Origin of the sequence: Leclercia adecarboxylata (assembly GCF_035787115.1) — a bacterium.
Classification (GTDB): Bacteria; Pseudomonadota; Gammaproteobacteria; order Enterobacterales; family Enterobacteriaceae; genus Enterobacter; species Enterobacter adecarboxylatus_E.
Genome location: NZ_JALKTL010000007.1, coordinates 83,129 through 106,405 on the forward strand (window position 1 = coordinate 83,129; position 23,277 = coordinate 106,405).

Annotated in this window: 24 protein-coding genes; 15 read left to right on the plus strand and 9 right to left on the minus strand. The window is 56.0% G+C overall.

Annotation, left to right across the window (positions count from 1 at the left end; all coding sequences use genetic code 11):
• Nucleotides 1–129: 129 nt before the first annotated feature.
• The gene (gene tdh, locus MXM41_RS19200; RefSeq protein WP_325933743.1) at nucleotides 130–1,155 is read right to left on the minus strand and encodes an L-threonine 3-dehydrogenase; all 1,026 of its coding nucleotides are present in this window, start codon (nucleotides 1,153–1,155) and stop codon (nucleotides 130–132) included.
• Between the two features lie 9 nt (nucleotides 1,156–1,164).
• The gene (kbl, locus tag MXM41_RS19205; RefSeq protein WP_325933744.1) at nucleotides 1,165–2,361 is read right to left on the minus strand and encodes a glycine C-acetyltransferase; all 1,197 of its coding nucleotides are present in this window, start codon (nucleotides 2,359–2,361) and stop codon (nucleotides 1,165–1,167) included.
• 215 nt (nucleotides 2,362–2,576) lie between these two features.
• Here kbl and rfaD point away from each other — a divergent pair, with 215 nt between their 5' ends.
• The 5 genes from rfaD to MXM41_RS19230 all read left to right on the plus strand — a co-directional run bounded on the left by rfaD (nucleotide 2,577) and on the right by MXM41_RS19230 (nucleotide 7,872).
• Nucleotides 2,577–3,557: an ADP-glyceromanno-heptose 6-epimerase gene (gene rfaD / locus MXM41_RS19210; RefSeq protein WP_325933745.1), complete on the plus strand. Its 981-nt coding sequence runs from the start codon at nucleotides 2,577–2,579 to the stop codon at nucleotides 3,555–3,557.
• Nucleotides 3,558–3,636: 79 nt separating this feature from the next.
• A complete protein-coding gene (gene rfaF / locus MXM41_RS19215; RefSeq protein WP_325933747.1) occupies nucleotides 3,637–4,683 on the plus strand; it encodes an ADP-heptose--LPS heptosyltransferase RfaF in 1,047 nt (348 codons plus the stop codon).
• Nucleotides 4,684–4,686: 3 nt separating this feature from the next.
• A complete protein-coding gene (gene rfaC / locus MXM41_RS19220) occupies nucleotides 4,687–5,670 on the plus strand; it encodes a lipopolysaccharide heptosyltransferase RfaC (RefSeq protein WP_325933749.1) in 984 nt (327 codons plus the stop codon).
• Nucleotides 5,663–6,766, plus strand: coding sequence for a putative lipopolysaccharide heptosyltransferase III (gene rfaQ / locus MXM41_RS19225; protein WP_325933751.1), 1,104 nt, complete (start codon nucleotides 5,663–5,665; stop codon nucleotides 6,764–6,766). Before rfaC ends, rfaQ begins: the two co-directional genes overlap by 8 nt.
• Complete coding sequence (locus MXM41_RS19230; protein WP_325933752.1) at nucleotides 6,763–7,872, plus strand: glycosyltransferase family 4 protein; 1,110 nt, start codon at nucleotides 6,763–6,765, stop codon at nucleotides 7,870–7,872. The genes rfaQ and MXM41_RS19230 overlap by 4 nt, the downstream gene beginning before the upstream one ends.
• Here the strand turns inward: MXM41_RS19230 and MXM41_RS19235 are convergent.
• The gene (locus MXM41_RS19235; protein WP_325933753.1) at nucleotides 7,851–8,954 is read right to left on the minus strand and encodes a glycosyltransferase family 4 protein; all 1,104 of its coding nucleotides are present in this window, start codon (nucleotides 8,952–8,954) and stop codon (nucleotides 7,851–7,853) included. The two genes, MXM41_RS19230 and MXM41_RS19235, sit on opposite strands and share 22 nt — an antisense overlap.
• Before the next feature lie 255 nt (nucleotides 8,955–9,209).
• Between MXM41_RS19235 and MXM41_RS19240 the strand changes: the two genes are divergently transcribed.
• The 7 genes from MXM41_RS19240 to coaD all read left to right on the plus strand — a co-directional run bounded on the left by MXM41_RS19240 (nucleotide 9,210) and on the right by coaD (nucleotide 17,005).
• Complete coding sequence (locus MXM41_RS19240; protein WP_325933754.1) at nucleotides 9,210–10,580, plus strand: O-antigen ligase family protein; 1,371 nt, start codon at nucleotides 9,210–9,212, stop codon at nucleotides 10,578–10,580.
• Nucleotides 10,581–10,706: 126 nt separating this feature from the next.
• Nucleotides 10,707–11,690, plus strand: coding sequence for a glycosyltransferase (locus MXM41_RS19245; RefSeq protein ID WP_325933755.1), 984 nt, complete (start codon nucleotides 10,707–10,709; stop codon nucleotides 11,688–11,690).
• Between the two features lie 8 nt (nucleotides 11,691–11,698).
• Complete coding sequence (locus MXM41_RS19250; RefSeq protein ID WP_325933756.1) at nucleotides 11,699–12,670, plus strand: glycosyltransferase family 1 protein; 972 nt, start codon at nucleotides 11,699–11,701, stop codon at nucleotides 12,668–12,670.
• Nucleotides 12,671–12,688: 18 nt separating this feature from the next.
• Nucleotides 12,689–14,323: a sulfatase-like hydrolase/transferase gene (locus MXM41_RS19255; RefSeq protein WP_325933757.1), complete on the plus strand. Its 1,635-nt coding sequence runs from the start codon at nucleotides 12,689–12,691 to the stop codon at nucleotides 14,321–14,323.
• A gap of 154 nt (nucleotides 14,324–14,477) precedes the next feature.
• Nucleotides 14,478–15,752, plus strand: a complete 1,275-nt coding sequence (gene waaA / locus MXM41_RS19260; protein ID WP_325933758.1) for a lipid IV(A) 3-deoxy-D-manno-octulosonic acid transferase — start codon at nucleotides 14,478–14,480, stop codon at nucleotides 15,750–15,752.
• Nucleotides 15,752–16,522, plus strand: a complete 771-nt coding sequence (locus MXM41_RS19265; RefSeq protein WP_325933759.1) for a glycosyltransferase family 2 protein — start codon at nucleotides 15,752–15,754, stop codon at nucleotides 16,520–16,522. The genes waaA and MXM41_RS19265 overlap by 1 nt, the downstream gene beginning before the upstream one ends.
• A gap of 3 nt (nucleotides 16,523–16,525) precedes the next feature.
• Complete coding sequence (gene coaD, locus MXM41_RS19270; protein WP_325933760.1) at nucleotides 16,526–17,005, plus strand: pantetheine-phosphate adenylyltransferase; 480 nt, start codon at nucleotides 16,526–16,528, stop codon at nucleotides 17,003–17,005.
• 46 nt (nucleotides 17,006–17,051) lie between these two features.
• Here the strand turns inward: coaD and mutM are convergent, their stop codons facing one another.
• From mutM to radC, 4 genes are all read right to left on the minus strand, one after another.
• On the minus strand, nucleotides 17,052–17,861 hold the full coding sequence (mutM, locus tag MXM41_RS19275; protein ID WP_325933761.1) for a bifunctional DNA-formamidopyrimidine glycosylase/DNA-(apurinic or apyrimidinic site) lyase: 810 nt from the start codon (nucleotides 17,859–17,861) through the stop codon (nucleotides 17,052–17,054).
• Between the two features lie 72 nt (nucleotides 17,862–17,933).
• On the minus strand, nucleotides 17,934–18,101 hold the full coding sequence (gene rpmG / locus MXM41_RS19280) for a 50S ribosomal protein L33 (RefSeq protein ID WP_013094893.1): 168 nt from the start codon (nucleotides 18,099–18,101) through the stop codon (nucleotides 17,934–17,936).
• Between the two features lie 22 nt (nucleotides 18,102–18,123).
• The gene (rpmB, locus tag MXM41_RS19285; RefSeq protein ID WP_002436699.1) at nucleotides 18,124–18,360 is read right to left on the minus strand and encodes a 50S ribosomal protein L28; all 237 of its coding nucleotides are present in this window, start codon (nucleotides 18,358–18,360) and stop codon (nucleotides 18,124–18,126) included.
• Between the two features lie 218 nt (nucleotides 18,361–18,578).
• Complete coding sequence (radC, locus tag MXM41_RS19290) at nucleotides 18,579–19,244, minus strand: RadC family protein (RefSeq protein WP_325933763.1); 666 nt, start codon at nucleotides 19,242–19,244, stop codon at nucleotides 18,579–18,581.
• Between the two features lie 174 nt (nucleotides 19,245–19,418).
• Between radC and coaBC the strand changes: the two genes are divergently transcribed.
• From coaBC to slmA, 3 genes are all read left to right on the plus strand, one after another.
• Entirely contained in the window at nucleotides 19,419–20,630 is a 1,212-nt protein-coding gene (gene coaBC / locus MXM41_RS19295; protein WP_325933919.1) for a bifunctional phosphopantothenoylcysteine decarboxylase/phosphopantothenate--cysteine ligase CoaBC, read from the plus strand.
• Entirely contained in the window at nucleotides 20,608–21,066 is a 459-nt protein-coding gene (gene dut, locus MXM41_RS19300; RefSeq protein WP_325933764.1) for a dUTP diphosphatase, read from the plus strand. Before coaBC ends, dut begins: the two co-directional genes overlap by 23 nt.
• Nucleotides 21,067–21,182: 116 nt before the next feature.
• Complete coding sequence (slmA, locus tag MXM41_RS19305; protein ID WP_325933765.1) at nucleotides 21,183–21,779, plus strand: nucleoid occlusion factor SlmA; 597 nt, start codon at nucleotides 21,183–21,185, stop codon at nucleotides 21,777–21,779.
• 50 nt (nucleotides 21,780–21,829) lie between these two features.
• On the opposite strand, the gene pyrE is transcribed toward slmA, so the two are convergent.
• Together pyrE and rph are read right to left on the minus strand one after the other, a co-directional pair.
• Nucleotides 21,830–22,471, minus strand: a complete 642-nt coding sequence (gene pyrE, locus MXM41_RS19310) for an orotate phosphoribosyltransferase (RefSeq protein WP_325933766.1) — start codon at nucleotides 22,469–22,471, stop codon at nucleotides 21,830–21,832.
• Nucleotides 22,472–22,542: 71 nt separating this feature from the next.
• The gene (gene rph / locus MXM41_RS19315) at nucleotides 22,543–23,259 is read right to left on the minus strand and encodes a ribonuclease PH (protein ID WP_325933767.1); all 717 of its coding nucleotides are present in this window, start codon (nucleotides 23,257–23,259) and stop codon (nucleotides 22,543–22,545) included.
• Nucleotides 23,260–23,277 lie beyond the last annotated feature (18 nt).

A 23,277-nucleotide genomic window follows, 5' to 3' on the forward strand; every position in this document is an offset into this window, starting at 1 on the left:
AAAGTTAAGTAAAACTCAGCAAACTCTATAAGCGCAGGGTGAAAAAAGCGAAGAAAAGTTGGTGGCAATCCGTTTGTGGACTTAAAAACGTGAGGCCAGCGAAAAAAAGCGCCCGCAGGCGCTTTTTATTTATTCCCAGCTCAGGATCACTTTCCCGGACTGGCCTGAACGCATCGCGTCAAAGCCCTGCTGGAACTCATCGATGGAGAAGCGATGGGTGATGAGCGGTGAGAGATCCAGACCGGACTGGATCAGCGCCGCCATTTTGTACCAGGTCTCGAACATCTCACGGCCATAAATGCCCTTGATGAACAGCCCCTTAAAGATGACTTTGTTCCAGTCGATGGACATATCCGATGGCGGAATACCCAGCATCGCAATACGTCCGCCGTGGTTCATGGTGTCGAGCATGGTACGGAACGCCGGTGGTGCGCCGGACATCTCCAGACCCACGTCAAAGCCCTCGGTCATGCCCAGCTCTTCCATAACGTCGCTCAGGCTCTCTTTCGAGACATCCACCGCACGGGTCACACCCATTTTGCGTGCCAGGGACAGACGGTATTCGTTCACATCGGTGATCACCACGTTACGGGCGCCGACGTGCTTCGCTACGGCCGCCGCCATGATGCCGATTGGGCCCGCACCGGAAACCAGCACGTCTTCGCCCACCAGGTCGAACGACAGCGCGGTATGCACCGCATTACCGAACGGGTCAAAGATGGAGGCCAGATCGTCTGAGATGTTATCGGGGATTTTGAAGGCGTTGAACGCCGGGATCACCAGGTATTCTGCGAAGCAGCCCGGACGGTTTACGCCCACACCGACGGTGTTGCGGCACAGATGCGTGCGCCCGCCGCGGCAGTTACGGCAGTGTCCGCAGGTGATATGGCCTTCACCGGAGACGCGATCGCCAATTTTAAAGCCCTTCACTTCCTGGCCAATGCCAACCACTTCGCCGACATATTCGTGGCCCACAACCATCGGTACCGGAATGGTTTTTTGCGACCACTGGTCCCAGTTGTAGATATGCACGTCAGTGCCGCAGATGGCAGTTTTACGGATTTTAATCAGCAGATCGTTATGACCGACTTCCGGCTCCGGTACGTCGGTCATCCAGATGCCTTCTTCCGCTTTCAGTTTGGATAACGCTTTCATCATTCGTCCTCAGGCAATCACGCCCAGTTGTTTGCCGATGCGGGTAAAGGCTTCCACCGCACGCTCAATTTGTTCAGGGGAATGCGCCGCGGACATCTGGGTGCGGATACGCGCCTGACCTTTTGGCACCACCGGGAAGAAGAAACCGGTGACGTAAATCCCCTCTTTCTGCAGCTCGCGGGCGAAGTTCTGCGCCACGACGGCATCGCCCAGCATCACCGGGATAATGGCGTGATCGGCACCGGCCAGCGTAAAGCCTGCAGCGGTCATTTTTTCGCGGAACAGACGGGCGTTGGCCCACAGCTTGTCGCGCAGATCGGCACCGGATTCCACCATCTCCAGCACTTTAATGGAGGCGGAAACAATGGCCGGGGCCAGCGAGTTAGAGAACAGGTACGGACGGGAACGCTGACGCAGCCACTCCACCACCTCTTTACGCGCGGCGGTGTAGCCGCCAGACGCGCCGCCGAGCGCTTTACCCAGCGTACCGGTGATGATGTCCACGCGGCCCATCACGTCGCAATATTCGTGGGAGCCACGACCGTTTTCGCCAACAAAGCCGACCGCGTGTGAGTCATCGACCATCACCAGCGCATCGTATTTGTCCGCCAGGTCGCAGACGCCCTTCAGGTTGGCGATCACGCCGTCCATAGAGAACACGCCGTCGGTGGCGATCAGCACGTGACGCGCGCCGGCTTCACGAGCCTCTTTCAGACGGGCCTCCAGCTCAACCATATCGTTGTTGGCGTAGCGGAAGCGCTTCGCTTTACACAGACGCACGCCGTCGATGATCGACGCGTGGTTCAGGGCATCGGAAATAATGGCGTCTTCCGCGCCGAGCAGGGTCTCAAACAGACCGCCGTTGGCGTCAAAACAGGAAGAGTACAGAATAGCGTCTTCCATACCGAGGAACGCGGCCAGCTTGCTCTCCAGCGCCTTATGGCTGTCCTGGGTGCCGCAGATGAAACGCACGGAAGCCATGCCAAAACCGTGGGTGTCCATGCCCGCTTTCGCCGCGGCAATCAGCTCAGGGTGATTCGCAAGACCCAGATAGTTGTTGGCGCAGAAGTTGATCACATGGCTGCCGTCGGCAACGGTGATATCCGCCTGCTGAGCGGAGGTAATGATTCGCTCTTCTTTGAACAACCCTTCCGCCCGCGCGGTTTCCAGGTCACTGTTTAACTGTTTGTAAAAATCACCACGCATTGCAATTCTCCAGACTCGGCAAATTTCGGCACATATTACCCAAAGCTATACCCCGATACGAGATGACGCTTTAAGAGTTATCGTTTTTGCAGCATAAATCACGTGTACCCCTGCGCTAAGTCGGTGAATGGCTGAAGGGTGGTCATACTAATGATATGATATGAATATTAGTGCCCGGGATTGTCCCCGGGCTCCACACTTCAAAGGTTACAGTTATGATCATCGTTACCGGCGGCGCGGGCTTTATCGGCAGCAATATTATTAAGGCCCTCAATGACAAAGGCATCACCGACATTCTGGTGGTGGACAACCTGAAAGACGGCACCAAGTTCGTTAACCTGGTGGATCTGAACATTGCCGACTACATGGATAAAGAAGACTTTCTGATCCAGATTATGGCGGGCGAAGAGTTCGGCGATATCGACGCAATCTTCCATGAAGGTGCTTGCTCCTCCACCACCGAGTGGGACGGCAAGTACATGATGGACAACAACTATCAGTACTCCAAAGAGCTGCTGCACTACTGCCTGGAGCGCGAAATCCCGTTCCTGTATGCCTCTTCCGCGGCAACCTACGGCGGTCGCACGTCAGACTTTATTGAATCCCGTGAATATGAGCAGCCGCTGAATGTCTACGGCTATTCCAAGTTCCTGTTTGACGAATATGTGCGTCAGGTGTTGCCAGAAGCTAACTCCCAGATTGTCGGCTTCCGCTACTTCAACGTCTACGGTCCGCGCGAAGGCCACAAAGGCAGCATGGCGAGCGTGGCCTTCCACCTCAATACGCAGTTGAACAACGGCGAAAGCCCGAAACTGTTCGAAGGCAGCGACGGCTTCAAGCGTGACTTCGTCTACGTGGGCGACGTCGCAGCGGTTAACCTGTGGTTCTGGGAAAACGGCGTCTCCGGCATCTTCAACCTGGGTACCGGTCGCGCAGAATCCTTCCAGGCGGTGGCTGACGCAGCGCTGGCGTACCACCAGAAAGGCAGCCTCGAGTACATCCCGTTCCCGGAAAAACTGAAAGGCCGCTACCAGGCGTTTACCCAGGCGGATCTGACCAACCTGCGCGCCGCGGGCTATGACAAGCCGTTCAAGACCGTTGCCGAAGGGGTGACGGAGTATATGGCCTGGCTGAACCGCGACAACGATACAAATTCACAAAATCATTCGAGCGGTATCAAGGCGGCAACTAAGTGAATCTCCGGGAGCTTACAAAAGTAAGTGACCGGAGTGAACGCAGGCAGCCAACGCAGAGACAGCTTGAAGGATGAAGTGAATGAAAATACTGGTGATCGGCCCGTCCTGGGTGGGCGACATGATGATGTCGCAAAGTCTCTATCGCACGCTCAAGGCGCGCTATCCCCAGGCGATAATTGACGTGATGGCACCCGCGTGGTGTCGTCCGCTATTATCGCGGATGCCGGAAGTGAACGAAGCGATCCCGATGCCGCTCGGCCACGGGGCGCTGGAAATTGGCGAACGCCGCAAGCTCGGTCACGGCCTGCGCGATAAGCGCTACGACCGCGCGTATGTGCTGCCTAACTCCTTCAAATCTGCGCTGGTTCCCTTCTTTGCAGGCGTGCCGCACCGCACCGGCTGGCGCGGCGAGATGCGCTACGGCCTGCTGAACGACGCGCGGATCCTGGATAAAGAGGCCTGGCCGCTGATGGTGGAGCGCTATGTGGCGCTGGCCTACGACAAAGGCGTGATGCGCAGCGCGAAGGATCTGCCGCAGCCGCTGCTGTGGCCCCAGCTACAGGTTAACGAGGGTGAAAAATCCCACACCTGTAACGCCTTCGGTCTGTCAGCCGATCGTCCGATGATTGGTTTCTGCCCTGGTGCGGAGTTCGGTCCGGCGAAACGCTGGCCGCACTATCACTATGCGGAGCTGGCGAAGCAGCTGATCGACGAAGGCTATCAGATTGTGCTGTTCGGCTCGGCGAAAGATCATGAGGCGGGCAATGAGATTCTCGCCGCGCTGAGCATCGAGCAGCAGGCCTGGTGCCGTAACCTGGCCGGGGAAACCCAGCTGGAGCAGGCGGTCATTCTGCTGGCGGCCTGTAAGGCGGTAGTCACCAATGACTCCGGCCTGATGCACGTTGCTGCGGCGCTGAACCGCCCGCTGGTGGCGTTGTATGGCCCGAGCAGCCCGGACTTCACGCCGCCGCTGTCGCATAAAGCGCGCGTGATCCGTCTGATCACCGGCTATCATAAAATTCGTAAAGGTGATGCCGCCGAAGGCTATCACCAGAGCCTGATCGACATTACTCCGCAGCGTGTCCTCGACGAGCTCAACGAGCTGTTGCTGAGCGAAGAAGGATAACGGATGCGGGTACTGATCGTTAAAACCTCTTCCATGGGTGATGTACTGCACACCCTGCCCGCGCTCACCGACGCCATGCAGGCTATTCCGGGTATCCGTTTTGACTGGGTAGTGGAAGAAGGCTTCGCGCAGATCCCTACCTGGCATGAGGCTGTAGACCGCGTAATCCCGGTGGCGATCCGTCGCTGGCGTAAAGCCTGGTTCTCGGCGCCGATTAAGGCCGAGCGTAAGGCCTTTCGCGACGCGTTACAGGCTCAGCGTTACGACGCCATTATCGATGCCCAGGGGCTGGTAAAAAGCGCAGCGCTGGTCACCCGGCTGGCTCAGGGTGTGAAGCACGGTATGGACTGGCAGAGCGCCCGCGAACCGCTGGCCAGCCTGTTCTACAATCGTCGTCACGCTATCGCTAAACAGCAGCACGCGGTGGAGCGTACCCGCGAACTGTTCGCCAAAAGCCTGGGCTATGCGAAACCGCAAGTGCAGGGAGATTACGCCATTTCGCAGCATTTCCTGCACGGTGCAAAGCCACACGCGCCTTATCTTATCTTCCTGCACGCCACGACCCGCGATGACAAGCACTGGCCCGAAGCGCACTGGCGCGAGCTGATCGGCCTGCTGAGCGATACGGGCCTGCGCATCAGGCTGCCGTGGGGCGCTCCGCACGAAGAGGCGCGGGCGAAGCGTCTGGCGGAAGGTTTTACCTACGTGGACGTACTGCCCCGTATGAAGCTGGATGGCGTGGCGCAGGAGCTGGCAGGAGCAACGGCAGTGGTGTCAGTAGACACGGGACTCAGCCACCTGACGGCGGCGCTGGATCGTCCTAATATTACGCTTTACGGCCCGACGGACCCGGGTCTGATTGGCGGCTACGGCAAAAATCAATATATCTGCCGCCCGGAACATTCATCGCAGCTGAACGACCTTTCCGCCACTGCGGTTTTTGCGCAATTAGAGCCTTTGCTGGCAGCAGAGAGAGCCTATGTCTGATTTTTTCTCAGCGGAGCGCCCACCGAAGCGCGTGCTGATCGTGAAGCTGCGCCACCACGGTGACGTTCTGCTGACCTCACCGGTCTTTACGGTGTTGAAAACCAACTATCCCAACGTCGAAGTGGATGCCCTGGTGTACGACGATACTCAGGCGATGCTCACCAGCCATCCTTTTATCGACCAGGTGCATACCATCGGGCGTAACTGGCGTAAAAAGGGTTGGTTCGCGCAGTTCCGTCTGTATCGTGCGTTACTGAACACCCTGAAGGCGCGGCAGTATGACGTGCTGATCAACCTGACCGAACACTGGCACGGCGCGCGTCTGGCACGTCGCCTGAAGCCGCGCGTCTCCGTCGGCTTTAAGCCTGATAAACGGGGCGGGCTGGCGCGTCGCCGCTGGGTAAAATCCTTCACCACTCTCTACCCGGCGATCCAGGATAACAGCCGCCATATGGTGGAGGTGAATCTGGATGCGCTGCGGCGGATCGGTATCCACCCGCAGACGGATGCCGACAAGCACACCCTGTTTGTGCCGGGTGACGCGGCAGAAGCGTCGATTGCAGAGAAACTGGCCGGTTTCGGGCTAAGCAGTGGCTCTTACATTCTGGTACACCCCACGTCGCGCTGGATGTTTAAGGCCTGGGATATCAAAAAGCTGGCGACGACCATTGATAATCTGGCGGCCCGCGGCCTGCCGATCATCCTCTCCGCCGCGCCGTCAAAAGAAGAGTCCGACTATATGGATGCGCTGCGCGCTGCGCTCACCCAGCCGGTGTTTGACTTAAGCGGCCAGTTAAACCTGAAAGAGCTGGGTGCGCTGATGAAGCATGCCCGCGTCTATTTTGGCGTCGACTCGATGCCCATGCACCTTGCCAGCGCTGTCGGTACGCCGACCGTCGCCATCTTCGGCCCGACCGGGGCGATCAAATGGGCGCCGTGGGGCGTGAACTACCGCGTCATCACCGCCGGATTTACCTGCCAGCCCTGTGGTAAAGCGGGCTGCGGCGACAGCGGCGTCTCCGACTGTATTACGGCGATCACCCCGCAAATGGTGCTGAGCGCCATTGATACCCTGCTACTGGAAACCCCGGTATGAAGCTGGCTATTGTTCGACAAACCTATAACCCCAACGGCGGCGCGGAGCGCTTCGTCTCCCGCGCGTTGAACGTGCTGGCGCAGGATACGTCGCTGGACGTCACGCTGATCGCCCGCCAGTGGGAGGACGCCGCAGGCTGGAAAACGTTGACGGTGAATCCCGCCTTCCGTAACCGTCTTGACCGGGAGTCGGGGTTTGCCGCTGCCGCAGCGGCGCAGTTCGCGCAGTTCGATATTGTGCAAAGTCATGAGCGTATTCCGGGGGCAACCCTCTTCCGCGCCGGTGACGGCGTACACGCGACCTGGCTTGAGCAGTACAACCGCATCCAGTCGCCGCTGGCGCGCTGGGCGCAGTCTCTGAGCCGCTATCACCGCTATATCTTGCGAGCGGAAGCGCAGATGTTTACCCATCCCGCGCTGCGCAACGTAATCTGCAACTCCAGGATGGTACGGGACGATATCGCCCGCCGCTTTGGCCTGGCGGATGACAAGCTGACGGTAATCTACAACGGCGTAGATACGTCCCACTTCAGCCCGGCGGTGCGCACTCAATCCCAGCGTGATGCGCTGGGTATCCCGCAGAACGCGCCGGTTCTGGCCTATGTGGGCTCCGGCTTTAGCCGTAAAGGGGTGGCGACGGCGCTGCGGGCCATTGTGCCGCATCCTGAAGTCTGGTTGCTGGTTGCCGGTCGCGACAAGCACGCCCGCAAATTTGAAAAACTGGCGCAGACGCTTGGCGTGGCATCCCGGGTGCGTTTTCTCGGGCCGGTTGCCGACGTGCGCCAGGTCTACGGCACCGCCGATGCGCTGATCCTGCCGACGCTCTACGATCCCTTCCCCAACGTCTGCGTTGAAGCGCTGGCCTGTGGCCTGCCGCTGCTCACCAGTCATGGCTGCGGCGCGGCAGAGTGGATTGAAGAGGGGGTAAACGGCTGGGTTCGCGACGCGCTCGACAGCGATGGCTATCAGCAGGCGATCGGCCTCTGGCTTGAAGGTCGCAGACAGGGCACTGATTACTCAGCCGCGGCACGCGCCACTGCTGAGCCTTATACCCTGGAGCGAATGGCGAAGGAGCTACAGGCGCTCTACCGCGACCTGCTGCGCTGAGCCGCGACGGAAAAGACGTTCTCCATCGACTCAAGCATGCATTCCCGGGTGAAATGGCTGCAGAGGTAATCGTAACCATGCTGCGCCAGCGTTTCGCGAAGCAAAGCATCGTCATACAGTTGCACTATCGCCTCGCGCAGCGCCATTTCGTCGCGCTGCGCAATCAAAATCCCGGTCTGGCCGTTGATGATGGCATCGGCCGTGCCACCCGCGTCGGTGGCAATGGTGGCAACGCGCGAGGCCAGCGATTGCAGCACCCCCTGCGGGACACCTTCCATATCGTGCGACGGGCTGAGCGCAACATCAAACGCCGGAAACCAGCGTTCAGGATCGCTGCGATGCCCCGCCATCACTACACGCGCCTGTAATCCCAGGGCGACAATCTCCTGCTCCAGCGTCGCCTTATGCGGCCCTTCTCCCACTATCGCCAGTTTGATATGCGAATTATCAATGGCAGCCAGGGCGCGTAAAAGCACGCTATGGCCTTTGTTTGGCCGCAGGTGTGATACCACCCCCAGCCAGAAATCGTCCTGCGACAGTCCGCAGTGCGCGCGGGCCTGCTGTTTGTCCGCCGGATGGAAACGCTGCGTATCCACGCCGCTGGGTACGGAGGTGCTCTGAGCCATCGGTACGCCGATATCGGCCATCTGCTGGCGCAGCGCCTCCCCGGTGGTCACAATGTGCGAACAGGCTTTACGAAACAGCCAGCGGGTGGTCCAGTTATTGCGCGGCACGCCGGAGGCATGGCGGGTCCGCACCAGCGGCACCGGATGCGAGAGGGTAAGATTGGCCAGTGCCACCAGCCAGGTATCGGCAGAATTGTGACTGTTTATGACATCAACAGACTGGCGGTGCTCTTTCAGCCAGCCGCGCAGCTGCTGCAGGTTTTGAAGGTTCTTGCGCCTTAACGGCATGGTCACCACCGTTAAGCCGGCATCGCGTGCCAGGCCGTGCAGCGGCGCACTCTCCGGACAAAGTATGGTCACCTGATGGCCGCGCTGAATCATCCCTAAGGACTCATTAATGATGCGTAACGGCTGACCGCCCTTACCCCCATCTGCTTCAGTGTGAACAATATGCATACTTTTCCTGATTAATGTGCATTAGCTGGCATAACAACAAATTATATACGTTACCGACCCGGTAATACATAAAGTCCTGACCCCGGAAAGCGCGTTATGGATTATTCTTGCTTACAAACATTGTCCTTCTGTAGGTCAGGTATTTGTGATAGTTTTCTCTGGCTTTTTATTTCCCACTGAAAAACCGTGGAAATCGCTCACTGCATTGTTAACCAGCCGGTCAAGTACCGAAAATCCTTAACCAGCCCAAAATATATGACAAATACTCGTAACATTCTGACAGGTCTGTTAGTCCTTGCTGTACTGGCTTTATGTTTTGTCTGGCCTATTCCCAACGATCAGCTGCCGTTTCACCGTAATGGCTTGATTTATCCCATTGTTGCTGTCGCTCTTGGCCTGTTTTTTAGTAATAGCACCATCAGACAAAGGCTGGATTTAAGCAAAATTAAGTTCGTTCTTATTGCGGTATGGGCGTTAACTTTCTTTATTGTGATTAATGGTCTTTTTGTCGCGCCAGACATAAAAGAGATGTTTTCCGCCTGGAGCGGTCAATGGTTACGCCCGGTATTACTGTTCTGTGCAGGCCTGATATTATTACCGGCTATCCAAAGGACATACCCCTCCATAACCGCCGCCCGCTTCTTTACGCTGGTGGTCCTCTTTTTCTGGGGCGTGGTCTGCGTCCATTTGCTGGATTCAATATGGCTTTACTGGCGCGACGGCTATATACACTGGGGCGAAACACGGATCGTCTATAACCGCACCCGTATGAGTTTCCAGATTAATATGATCACCGGCTTTATCCTTGCTGAGTTACTGGCGCGTGGTCTGTTAAAACAACGCTTCCTGCGCCTGAAAACGCCGGTTCTGGCAATTATACTATTAACCAATCTGCTGTGTACTGCGCTGGTAGATACCCGTTGGGGCACTATTGGCCTGGTCGGCAGTTTGTTCTCAACATTTGTTCTTCTGAGCATGCATAACATGCGTCGCAGCCGGGTCATCGTTACCGGCGGCATTCTTGTCGGTATTATTGTTGCTTCAGCACTGCTCGGTTACGCCTCCTGGAAAACCGATCCTCGCTGGCAAAATCTTGAAAGTGACGCTATTGCGGGCTGGAATGCTCCTTTCACCAGCTTTTGCTATAACAAAACAGACGGTGCGGTGCCCATTAACAGTCTGGGCGTGCCGATGAACCACTCTAATGGCTGTCGGGCCAGCTTCTTCCACCAGGGCTGGATGCTGATTGCTGAACACCCGGCAGGCGTAGGGGCAAAAAAAGAGGCCTTTCGCTATGTGCTGCGTCGTGACGCCCTGGATAACCGCATCAATATTCCCCACAGCCACTATGGCCTGATCGAATTTGGTATTCAGAACGGTGTGATTGGTATCGCGGGCTGGCTGATTCTGCTGGTGGGCTGCTGGTACATCGGCTGGCGGGATTTCCGTCACGGCAACATGATGGTAGGGATGTTCCTGCTGCTCTTCACTATCGGCTTCTTCTGCCGAACCATGGTCGATCATAACCTTAAAGATCACTATCTGGAGCAGTATATGTTTCTGACCGGCCTGCTAATTGGCATGTGTGCGCTACGCCCTGCGCCGGTCGAAAAGTTAACATCCTGACAAACCCGTCCACGCCTGTGGTGTTTAACACCCAGGCGTGGAACGCTTTAGCCTGTCGGCTGTCGAAATGCCGTTGAATGTTATGGTTATACCCCTTTAATTGCTGCGTATTTTTACGGAGAAAGCATGTCTGAAACGCCTCAATTAAGCCTCATCGTTGCCGTTTATAATGGCGAGAAATTCCTGAGCGCTTTTTTTGACAGCATTAAACAGCAGAATTTATCGAGTCTGGAACTCATTATTGTTAATGACGGCTCGACGGATCGCTCAGCTGAAATTATTTCCCGCTATGCCGACGAATTTACGCATTTTCAGGTTATCGACCAGCCTAACGGCGGCGTATCCGCCGCACGCAATACCGGTCTGGCTGTGGCAACCGGCGAGTACGTTGCGTTCCCGGATATTGATGACGTGATTTACCCTGGCATGTATCCGCGCCTGCTGGATATCGCCTTTGCGGGCCAGCTGGATGTCGCAACCTGCAACGGTACCTATATTTATGACGACGGCCGCCCGTCGAAAAAGATTTTTCCGTCCGATAAACTGGCCTCCACTGGCGTGCTCGATGGCCCCGAATGGCTGCAGATGGCGCTGACCTCGCGCAAATTCCTGCATGTCACCTGGCTGAATATTTATCGTCACGCCTTTATCAAAGCACAGGGTTTCACTTTCGAACATGGTCTGCGACATCAGGATATTCCCTGGACGACAGAAGTGCTGCTGACCGCGAAACGCGTGCAATACATTGACGAAGTCTATTACGACTATCTGATCCACTCTGCATCGGTATCCCACACGCCTGGCACCGACGACACGCGTATGCGTTCATCACGTCACTATATGAAGATCCTTGAAATGCTGGACGCCATCAATAAGCGCTATCCGGAGCAGGTGAAGCGTGTCCCGGCCTGTCAATGGCAAATTGCCAAAGAGGGTCTGGGTATTTTGCACAGCATTAACAACATCGAAGACAGCGCAAAAAAACGCGAAATTACCCAGGAACTGTTCGATCGCGGCATCTGGTCGATGATCTGGCAAAATGCGCGCGGTTTGCGTCAACGCTGGCGCCTGGGACGTCGTTACTTCCGCCTTAAAAAAATCATCGGCTAACGAATATTATGAGCAAACTTAAATTACACGCAGTCTCCCGCGCTGATTTCATCGCTAAAAACTATGCTGATTTCCAGACGCTGCTGGATAACCGTGTGAATCCGGACACCATTCCGGAGCGTTTTTACTGTGGCGGGCGCGGCGGCTGGACCTTCCAGACCACCCTGGCGCTGAAACACTATTACGGCGACGATATTGAGTGTTCTTTTGGCTCAGAGTGTCGTCCTGATGCCATTAACCTGATGCATAACGATGATTTTGGATCGCGCGTCAAACCCTGGCGTGGCGTGACCGTTGTTGCGCGTGCCGATCGCCCACCGGTCATTGGCGCCGACGTGGTGGTGGATCAGAACCCGGAAGCCGGCAACCGCAGCAATGGCGTCTTTGTTCCCTACTGGCCGCAGCCGGGGGTCAAACCACGCGAACGTACCGATGAAACCGTCAAAACCGTTGCCTTTTTTGGCCGCGTTGACAGCTTTCCGGAGGCGTTTCGCAGCGACGCGTTTAAGCAGCGGCTTGCCGAACAGGGCATTGACCTGCGTATCTCCTTCGATAACTGGACCAACTATCAGGACGTCGACGTCTGTATCAGTTTCCGTAAATCTCACGACCACAAGCTGGCGCGCAAACCTGCCAGCAAGCTGATTAACAACTGGCTCGGCAAAACTGTGATGATCTGCGACGACGAACCCTCTTACCGCGCGATCCGTGAAAGCGAGCTCGATTATCTGATCGCAAAAACGCCTGATGAAGCCTTCGATGCCATTATGCGGCTGAAAAATTCCCCTGACCTGTATCGTCAGATGCGTGAACAGGGTGATAAACGTTTGCAGGTTTACTCCCGCGAAGCGGTCGCCGCGCGCTGGTTCAGCCTGTTTGAGGATATCTGGCGTAAAGGACTGCATAAACGCCCTACTCTGGTTCGTGCATTGCGCTTTGGTTTCGGTAAAGCCATACGTCCGCTGACTAAAAAGTTTTGAGTTACATTGAGTCCGTCCATGTTTAAAAGATCCTCACAATCGTCATTCACATCACGCGGGAATATCCTGCGTACCCTGATGTTAACGCTGGTTTTCCTGGTGCTATTTTCACTCAGTGAAATCATCATCCTGCTGAAAGATCATGTCTACCAGCCGAAATCCAGCGACATGTCGCTGTATCTGATTATCTCCCTGCTGGCGGCCGTCAGTGCCCGTTACTTCCTGACCCGGCTGCTGCTGGCCGTCACCTTTATCGTCCAGGTATCGGAAGCGGTCTATTACCAGTTCTACGGTCAGTTTTACGGGCCGAGTGAAGTGTGGCTGGCCTTCGTCGAAACCAAAGATATCGCCAGCGGCATTACGGACAGCCTCGGATCGCTTGGGATCTACTTTGTGATTATGGCCGTCGCGGTGCTCTTTGCGCTGGTCTTTACTCGCCGCCTCGCACCGCAATGGCACAAGTGGATAGCGATGCCGTGTCTGTTGGCTATCATGGTGATGTTTGTCGGCCAGTTCTATAAAGCCATCGACGGGCAGATGTATAAATTCAACCCGGACCTGCGCCACTCTTTACTGCGTAACGGGCTGTCGGCCATGAGCTTTAGCGCCATCCGCCTGATTCCGGAAGCCATTTCCGGCGAGAACCAGAGCGTCACACACTATCAGCCATATAAAGTCACCCCAGTTGAGGGAACTCAGGCCGGAAAATACTCCATCATTCTGGCGATTGGTGAGAGCCTGAATCCGCACCATGTCAGCGCACTGGGCTATGAACGCGACACCACCCCGGAGCTGAAAGCGCTGATGCAGCAGTATCAGGGTACCGGTCGTCTGATCGTCTCGAACGCGGTTTCCACGCGCGTGGCAATCCCAATGCTGGTGAATAACCTGCGTGAGCCGGACAACTACGGCGCCTATAAGACGAAGTCGACCAACATTTTCACCAATGCGAAAAAGCAGGGCTACCAGACGGCGTTTATCTCCGCCCAAGGCCTGGAAGGACTAAGCAACTGGATTGGCATCCACGATATCGACCTGTGGGAAGATACGCAGATCCGCCCGGCACCGGACGTAGGTGCCGATGTGGTACTGACCCCCTCGGTTGAGCAGGCTAAGCTGGACTGGAACAAATCTTTCCTGATGGTGCTGAACAGCCGTGCGCCGCACATTCCTTACGAGCGCAACATTCCGCAGGGCTTTGCCAAATTCTCTACTCCACGCCTGAGCGATGACGTGGCGCAGAAGAAAAATGAGTACGATGATGCCGTACGCCTGTACGACAAAGAGCTGGCTTCAGCGATCCGTACCGCCATGGCGAAATCAAAATTACCGGTCCTGGTATTTATTACCTCGGATCACGGCGAGCGCGTGGGTGATGGCGGTCTGTTCGGTCACTCCATCGTCGAGATGCCGATTGCTCAGGTGCCGTTCCTCTACTTCAGTAACGATCCGGCGTACGCGATGAGCACCATCAGCCCGCAGATGCCGCTCAACCATTACCAGATGGCGACCCTCATCAACAAGATGCTGGGGTATGAGGTCAGTAACCCGAACCAGAAAGATGACAGCTACTTCATCACCGGAGGTGATATTCGGGGTCTGTCGCAGCGGGTCACGTACCACCTGAACGAACTGCCGGAAGCGGAACGTTAAGCAGAAATAATTAAACGGGCAGCTAATGCCCGTTTTTTTATCTGTGAACGCACGTAACGCAGGCAAATGGCTGAGCAAAAGCGCCAAAGGGATAGCTTTAACCGGTCTAAATGCTTAGAATTTGCCCGCCGAAACTGAAAAAACGGATAATCGCTTGGAATTGTTGTATACCGCTCTGCTCTATATTATTCAGCCACTGGTGTGGCTACGACTGCTGCTACGTAGCCGTAAAGCGCCTGCCTACCGCAAACGCTGGGCTGAACGCTATGGTTATTGCCGCAACAAAGTTGCGCCGGACGGTATCCTGCTCCACTCCGTTTCGGTGGGTGAAACGCTGGCCGCTATTCCGCTGGTCCGCGCCCTGCGCCACCGTTATCCGTCGTTACCGATTACCGTCACTACCATGACGCCAACCGGTTCCGAACGCGCCATGTCCGCTTTTGGCAAAGACGTGCATCACGTCTATCTGCCGTATGATTTACCCTGTGCCATGAACCGTTTCCTTAATACCGTGCGCCCTAAGCTGGTGATTGTGATGGAAACCGAACTGTGGCCGAACATGATTTCAGCCCTGCATGCCCGCAAAATCCCCCTGGTGGTTGCCAATGCCCGTCTGTCGGAACGCTCCGCCAAGGGGTACGGCAAGCTGGGTAACTTTATGCGCCGCCTGCTGAGTAAAATCACCCTTATTGCGGCACAAAATGAAGAAGATGGCGCGCGATTCCTGTCGCTGGGCCTGAAGCGTAACCAGCTGGCGGTCACCGGCAGCCTGAAGTTTGATATTTCTGTTACGCCGGAGCTGGCTGCCCGGGCAGTGACCCTGCGTCGCCAGTGGGCGCCGCGCCGCAAAGTCTGGATCGCCACCAGCACCCACGACGGCGAAGAAGAGATTATTCTGCAGGCGCACCGCCAGCTTCTTGAAAGCTTCCCGGACCTGCTGCTGATCCTGGTGCCACGTCATCCTGAACGCTTTAAAGACGCCCGCGAGATGGTGCAAAAAGGCGGTTTTAGCTTCACGATGCGCAGCAGCGGTGAAATCCCGTCCGCCAGTACCCAGGTGGTAATTGGCGATACCATGGGCGAGCTGATGCTGCTGTACGGTATTGCCGACCTGGCCTTCGTTGGCGGTAGCCTGGTGGAGCGTGGCGGACATAACCCGCTGGAGCCCGCCGCACACGCCATTCCTGTGCTGATGGGGCCGCATACTTTCAACTTCAAGGATATTTGCGCCAAGCTGCAGCAGGCTGAAGGGCTGATTACCGTCACCGATGCGAACTCGATAGTGAAGGAAGTATCCACCCTGCTGACCGACGAAGATTATCGTCTGTGGTATGGCCGCCACGCCGTTGAAGTGCTGCATCAGAATCAGGGGGCGCTGACCCGCCTGCTGCAACTTCTGCAACCTTATCTGCCCGTACGGAGCCATTGATGTCTGCGCGCCTGTCGGTGGTCATGATTGCCAAAAACGCCGCTGACCTGTTGCCGGATTGTCTCGCTTCCGTTGCATGGGCCGATGAGCTGATCCTGCTGGATTCCGGCAGTACCGACGACACGGTTATCGTTGCCCGCGCGGTCGGTGTACAGGTCCATATCGATACCGACTGGCAGGGTTATGGCATCCAGCGCCAGCGGGCGCAGCAGTTCGCCACCGGTGATTATGTCCTGATGATTGATACCGATGAGCGCGTCACCCCTGAGCTTCAACAGGCCATCCAGCGCGTACTGGCTGCCCCACAGCCCGATGCCGTTTACAGCATTGCCCGCCGGAACTATTTCCTTGGCCGCTTTATGCGCCACAGCGGCTGGTACCCCGATCGCGTGATGCGCCTTTATCCGCGTACGCGCTATCAGTACAACGATAACCAGGTTCATGAATCCCTGGCCTGCGACAATGCGCCCGTGATTGCCCTCGACGGCGATCTCCTGCATCTGACCTGCCGCGATTTCGCCAGCTTTCAGCGCAAACAGCTTAATTACGCCACGGCCTGGGCCCGGGAACGTCATCAGCGCGGCAAAAAGACCTCGCTGTTCGGTATTTTCAGCCACACCATTGGAGCGTTCCTGAAGACGCTGGTGCTGCGTGGTGGTGTGCTGGATGGTAAACAGGGCTGGTTACTGGCGGTGGTTAACGCCCAGTATACTTTTAATAAATACACCGAGCTGTGGGCGCTGAACCGCGGCTACTCAGAGAAAGCGTGAGCCATGAGCACAAAAGCGATTTATCCGGGTACCTTTGATCCTGTCACCAACGGTCATATTGATATCGTCACGCGTGCAGCAAGCATGTTTGATACGGTGATTCTGGCGATTGCCGCCAGCCCCAGCAAAAAACCTCTGTTTGACCTAGATGAGCGGGTTGCACTGGCAAAAGCCGCAACAGCACACCTGCCCAATGTGGAAGTAGTAGGCTTTAGCGATCTGATGGCGAATTTTGCCCGCACCCAGCAGGCCAATATCTTAATTCGTGGCCTGCGAGCGGTGGCCGATTTTGAATACGAGATGCAGCTGGCGCACATGAACCGCCATCTGATGCCTGAACTGGAAAGCGTCTTCCTGATGCCGTCCAAAGAGTGGTCGTTTATCTCCTCTTCACTGGTGAAAGAGGTGGCGCGCCACGCGGGTGATGTTACCCACTTCCTGCCTGCCAACGTTCATCAGGCGCTGATGGGCAAGCTAAAGTAGTTCCTGCCTTCTTACCGGGCGGCGCTGCGCATGCCCGGCCTATGTATTACTTCTGGCACTGACGACAATAGAAGGTCGCGCGCTGGGCGTGCTTCGTGGCCACAATTGGCGTACCACAGACCCGGCACGGCTCGTCTTTACGGCCATAGACCTGCAGCTCCTGGGCAAAGTAGCCCGGCTTACCGTCGCTTTGCAGGAAGTCCTTCAGAGTGGTTCCCCCCTGCTCAATCGAACGCAGCAGCACCGCTTTGATCACCCGAACCAGTATTTCGCACTCCTGGGCAGAAAGCGATGAGGCTAACCGATCGGGATGGATCCCGGCGGCAAACAGCGATTCGCTGGCGTAGATATTGCCCACGCCGACCACCAGCTTGTTATCCATCAGCCAGGGTTTAACAGGCGTTTTCTTCTTCGCGCACTTCGCCTTCAGGTACTCCGCGTTAAACGCGTCCGAGAGCGGCTCCGGCCCCAGGTGCGCCAGCACGTTATGCCCTTCAAGCTCTCTGGTCCACAGCCACGCACCGAAACGACGCGGATCGGTATAGCGCAGCACTTTGCCGTTGCTCATCACTAGGTCGACATGGTCGTGCTTTTCAGCGGGCAGCTCTTCACTGAGGATGCGCAGGCTGCCAGACATCCCCAGGTGGATGATAATCCAGCCGTCGGGCAACTCCAGCAGCAGATACTTCGCACGGCGCTGTACGCTGAGAACGGGTTTATCACTAAGGGCGTGGATCTCATCAGAGACTGGCCAGCGGAGACGACCGTTGCGTACAACAGCATGAAGAATGGTCGCACCGACCAGATGGGGCTCGATGCCACGGCGGCTTGTCTCTACCTCAGGTAATTCAGGCATGCTTCCTCCGTTGAGATGCAAAATGCAAAAAACCCCGCAGAGGCGGGGTTTTTCAATACAAGGAATCTAAAATTATTTGATTTTAGCTTCTTTGTACATTACGTGCTGGCGTACAACTGGATCGAATTTTTTCAGTTCCAGTTTTTCCGGCTTAGTACGTTTGTTCTTCGTGGTGGTGTAGAAGTGACCTGTACCAGCAGAAGAAACCAGCTTGATTTTCTCGCGAATACCTTTAGCCATGATTTATTTCCTCTTTAAGTACTTAGTACTTTTCGCCACGGGCACGCAGTTCGGACAGAACTGTATCGATGCCTTTCTTATCAATAACACGCATACCTTTAGCAGATACACGCAGGGTGACAAAACGCTTCTCGCTCTCAACCCAGAAACGGTGAGAGTGCAGGTTCGGCAGGAAACGGCGTTTAGTCGCGTTCAGTGCGTGGGAACGGTTGTTACCGGTCACCGGACGCTTGCCAGTAACTTGGCAGACTCGGGACATGTCTATTCTCCAAAAATCAAATTAGCTCGAGCTTCGTATGGGGTATCGGCGCCTCGTCAGGCTTTACAGCCCAGTCATCGCGTAGTTCTTAGTGAACCATCGATTGCCAGGCCCAATTGCCAAACCCGAGATTCTCAAAGGTGGCGTAGTATACGCTGACTCGAGGATGTGCTCAAGTCCCGAACAGACAAAGATCCCGATGGATCGCGAGAAATGGCTTAAATCCACCCACGTTCAGCAAACGAAACGTACTCTCCGCGGCCAATGACCAGATGATCAAGAACACGAATGTCCATGAATTGACAGCATTTGATGATGCGTGCAGTCACATCTCTGTCGGCTTTGCTCGGTTCGGCGCGCCCTGAGGGATGATTATGCGCGAGGATCACGCCCGCAGCATTCACTTTTATCGCTTCGCGCACAATTTCTCGTGGATGTATCTCAACATGACTCAGGGTCCCCGAAAATAACCGGCTGTGGCTCACTACCCGGTTCTGGTTATCAAGGAAGATAACCATAAAGATCTCGCGCTCCTCTTCCGCCAGCTGGCTATGCACAAACTCCCGGGTCATCTGCGGATCTTTTAGCGGGTTGATGCCCCGTATCCCCGAGCAGTAGTAGCGGCGGGCGAGCTCCGCTATCCCCTTCAACTGGGCAAATTTCGCAAGACCAATCCCCTCGACCCGCCTGAAATCCTTCATCTCTGCGGATAACAAACCGTGTAGCGAACCGAAATGCTGTAATAGATCTCTGGCAAGCGCGAACACGTTTTTACTCCGCGTCCCGGTACGCAGAAACAGCGCCAGCAGCTCTTCGTCCGTCAGCAGCGTCGCGCCATCGCGTAGCATTTTTTCCCGCGGCAACAACGGGGCTGATCTCTCCATACTCTCTCCTTTTCCCTGGCCGCAGTATGCTGCCACAGACCCCGGTGCCTCACGATGACGGATTGCTGGACTTGCGTAACGCCTCGCAAAGTGGCGGATGGACAATGTCACGATGCTTTTCGGATTGTGATAAAATGTTCGCCTCTCAGGTGAACCCTACAGGAAAGAATCATGATGAGCCTGGCCGGTAAAAAAATCGTTCTTGGCGTAAGCGGCGGCATTGCAGCCTATAAAACGCCGGAACTGGTGCGCCGTTTACGCGAGCGTGGGGCGGACGTTCGGGTAGCAATAACCGAAGGGGGCAAAGCGTTCATTACGCCGATGAGCCTGCAGGCTGTTTCAGGCTATCCGGTGTCGGACAGCCTGCTCGATCCGGCGGCTGAGGCCGCAATGGGCCATATCGAGCTGGGTAAATGGGCCGATTTAGTCATCCTCGCCCCGGCCACTGCCGATCTCATCGCCCGCGTTGCCGCTGGTATGGCTAACGACCTGGTGTCAACTATCTGCCTCGCCACACCGGCACCGGTTGCCGTGGTGCCTGCCATGAACCAGCAGATGTACCGCAACGCGGCAACGCAGCATAATCTGGCGACCCTCGCCTCTCGCGGGCTGCTGATTTGGGGGCCGGACAGCGGCAGCCAGGCCTGTGGCGATATCGGCCCGGGCCGTATGCTGGATCCGCTCGCGATTGTGGATCTGGCCGCCAACCATTTTTCACCTGTCAACGATCTGCAACATCTGAGCATCATGATTACCGCGGGTCCGACGCGTGAACCGCTGGATCCGGTGCGCTATATCACTAACCAGAGCTCCGGCAAGATGGGCTTTTCGATTGCCGCCGCTGCCGCACTGCGCGGGGCGAAGGTCACGCTGGTGAGCGGCCCTGTTTCGCTGCCGACGCCGCCGGGTGTACGGCGTATCGACGTTACGACCGCGCTGGAAATGGAAGCCGCAGTCCAGGCCCATGCACAGCAGCAGCAGATTTTTATCGGCTGTGCTGCCGTGGCGGACTACCGCGCGGCGGCCGTAGCAGACGAGAAAATTAAGAAGCAAGGCGATGAAATCACAATAAAAATGGTAAAAAACCCCGATGTCGTTGCTGGCGTCGCCGCACTAAAAGATCGTCGACCTTACGTCGTTGGGTTTGCCGCTGAAACGAATAATGTGGAAGAATATGCCCGGCAAAAACGTACCCGCAAAAACCTCGATTTGATTTGCGCGAACGACGTATCGCTGGCCTCACAAGGATTCAACAGCGACAGCAACGCATTGCACCTATTCTGGCAGGATGGAGATAAAGTCTTACCGCTTGAGCGCAAGGAACTCCTGGGCCAACAATTACTGGACGAGATCGTTACCCGTTATGATGAAAAAAATCGACGTTAAGATTCTGGACCCGCGTGTTGGTCAGCAATTCCCGCTGCCGACCTATGCCACTTCCGGCTCTGCCGGTCTTGACCTGCGTGCCTGCCTCGACGACGCCGTAGAGCTGGCACCCGGCGCCACCACGCTGCTGCCGACCGGCCTGGCTATCCATATTGCCGATGCTTCTCTGGCAGCGGTGATCCTGCCGCGTTCCGGCCTGGGCCATAAGCATGGTATCGTGCTGGGCAATCTGGTGGGGCTCATCGATTCCGACTATCAGGGTCAACTGATGGTCTCCGTCTGGAACCGTGGTCAGGACAACTTCACCATTCAGCCCGGCGAGCGTGTCGCTCAGATGGTGTTCGTCCCGGTGGTACAGGCTGAATTTAATCTGGTAGAAGACTTCGACGCGACCGATCGCGGTGAAGGCGGCTTCGGCCATTCCGGGCGTAAATAAACCCGGCTATACGCATCCCACAACGCATAACGTAATAACAAACCGCAAACCTCTGTTTGCGGTCGTTGTGTGGATGTCAGCCTGACAATTGATTATTTTCAGGGGTATTTTGCAACATGGCAGAAAAACAAACAGCGAAAAGGAATCGTCGCGAAGAAATACTTCAATCTCTGGCTCTGATGCTTGAATCCAGCGATGGCAGTCAACGCATCACCACCGCAAAACTGGCTGCCTCTGTCGGCGTGTCAGAAGCGGCACTGTACCGTCATTTTCCCAGCAAAACGCGGATGTTCGACAGCCTGATCGAGTTTATCGAAGATAGCCTGATCACGCGTATCAACCTGATTCTGAAGGATGAAAAAGACACTACCGCACGGCTGCGTCTGATTGTCCTGTTGATCCTCGGTTTTGGCGAGCGCAATCCGGGCTTGACTCGTATTCTGACCGGCCACGCGCTGATGTTTGAACAGGACAGATTACAGGGGCGTATTAATCAGCTTTTCGAACGTATTGAAGCGCAACTGCGCCAGGTATTACGTGAAAAGAAAATGCGTGAAGGCGAGGGTTACAGTACCGATGAAACTCTGCTTGCCGGGCAAGTGCTCGCCTTTTGTGAAGGGATGCTTTCTCGCTTTGTGCGCAGTGAATTCAAATATCGTCCGACGGATGATTTCGACGCCCGCTGGCCGTTAGTCGCTGCGCAATTGCAATAGCAAAACAGCGTTACAGGCCCGGTAAGCGCAACGCCACCGGGCAAGTTGTTTTACACGCCAAATTCTTCCCGGTATGCGCGAACTGCCGCCAGGCTGTCTGCCATTTCAGGTTTCTCTTCCAGATAGGCGATTAGATCTTTCAGGGTGATGATTGACGTCACTTTGCAGCTGTAGTCGCGCTCCACTTCCTGGATAGCGGAGATGTCACCACGTCCGCGCTCCTGGCGATCCAGCGAGATCAGCACGCCCGCAAGCGTCGCCTTGTTCGCCTGGATGATCTCCATGGATTCACGGATAGCGGTGCCTGCGGTGATGACATCATCCACCAACATTACACGGCCCTGCAGCGCGCTGCCTACCAGATTACCGCCTTCACCGTGGGTTTTAGCCTCTTTACGGTTAAAGCAGTACGGTACGTCGCGGTCGTGATGTTCCGCCAGCGCCACGGCGGTGGTGGTCGCAATCGGGATACCCTTATACGCCGGGCCAAACAGCAGGTCGAACTCAATGTTGGAATCCACCAGCGCTTCGGCATAGAAACGGCCTAACAGTGCCAGATCGCGCCCGGTATTAAACAGCCCGGCGTTAAAGAAATAGGGACTCTTGCGCCCGGATTTCAGCGTAAATTCGCCAAACTTAAGTACCTGCTTGCTAAGCGCAAACTCAATAAACTGGCGCTGATATGGTTTCATGGATTCGCTCCTCATCTTACTTTTACTTTTCTACAGACAAAAAAAAGGCGACTCATCAGTCGCCTTAAAAATCAATTTTCTAACGCCGCCTTCTGCGTCGTTACGATAGATTCGATTCCCTCTCGGGCTAATGCCAACAGAGAGAGCAACTCTTCATGGGTGAATGGCTCGCCTTCTGCAGTACCCTGAACCTCGATGATACGACCATCTTCGGTCATCACCACGTTCATGTCGGTTTCTGCCGCGGAGTCTTCAACGTACTCCAGATCGCACAACGCTTCGCCAGCCACGATGCCCACAGATACCGCCGCAACCATTCCTTTCAGCGGGTTGGTTTTCAGTTTACCGGCAGCCACCAGTTTATTCAGCGCATCGGCCAACGCCACGCAGGCGCCAGTGATAGAAGCGGTACGGGTGCCGCCATCGGCCTGAATTACGTCGCAGTCCAGCGTTATGGTGAATTCACCCAGCGTTTTCAGATCAACAGCAGCGCGCAGCGCACGGGCAATTAAACGCTGGATCTCCATGGTACGCCCACCCTGCTTACCCTTCGCCGCTTCGCGGGCGTTACGGGTATGAGTGGCGCGTGGCAGCATGCCGTATTCGGCAGTGATCCAGCCCTGACCCTGGCCTTTCAGGAAGCGCGGCACGCCCTCTTCGATAGAGGCGGTGCACAGCACTTTGGTGTCACCAAATTCAACCAGCACGGAGCCTTCAGCGTGTTTTGTATAGTTACGGGTCAGGGTGACGGGGCGCACCTGATTAGCGCTACGGCCTGCTGGACGCATAGTAAGATCTCCGGCTTA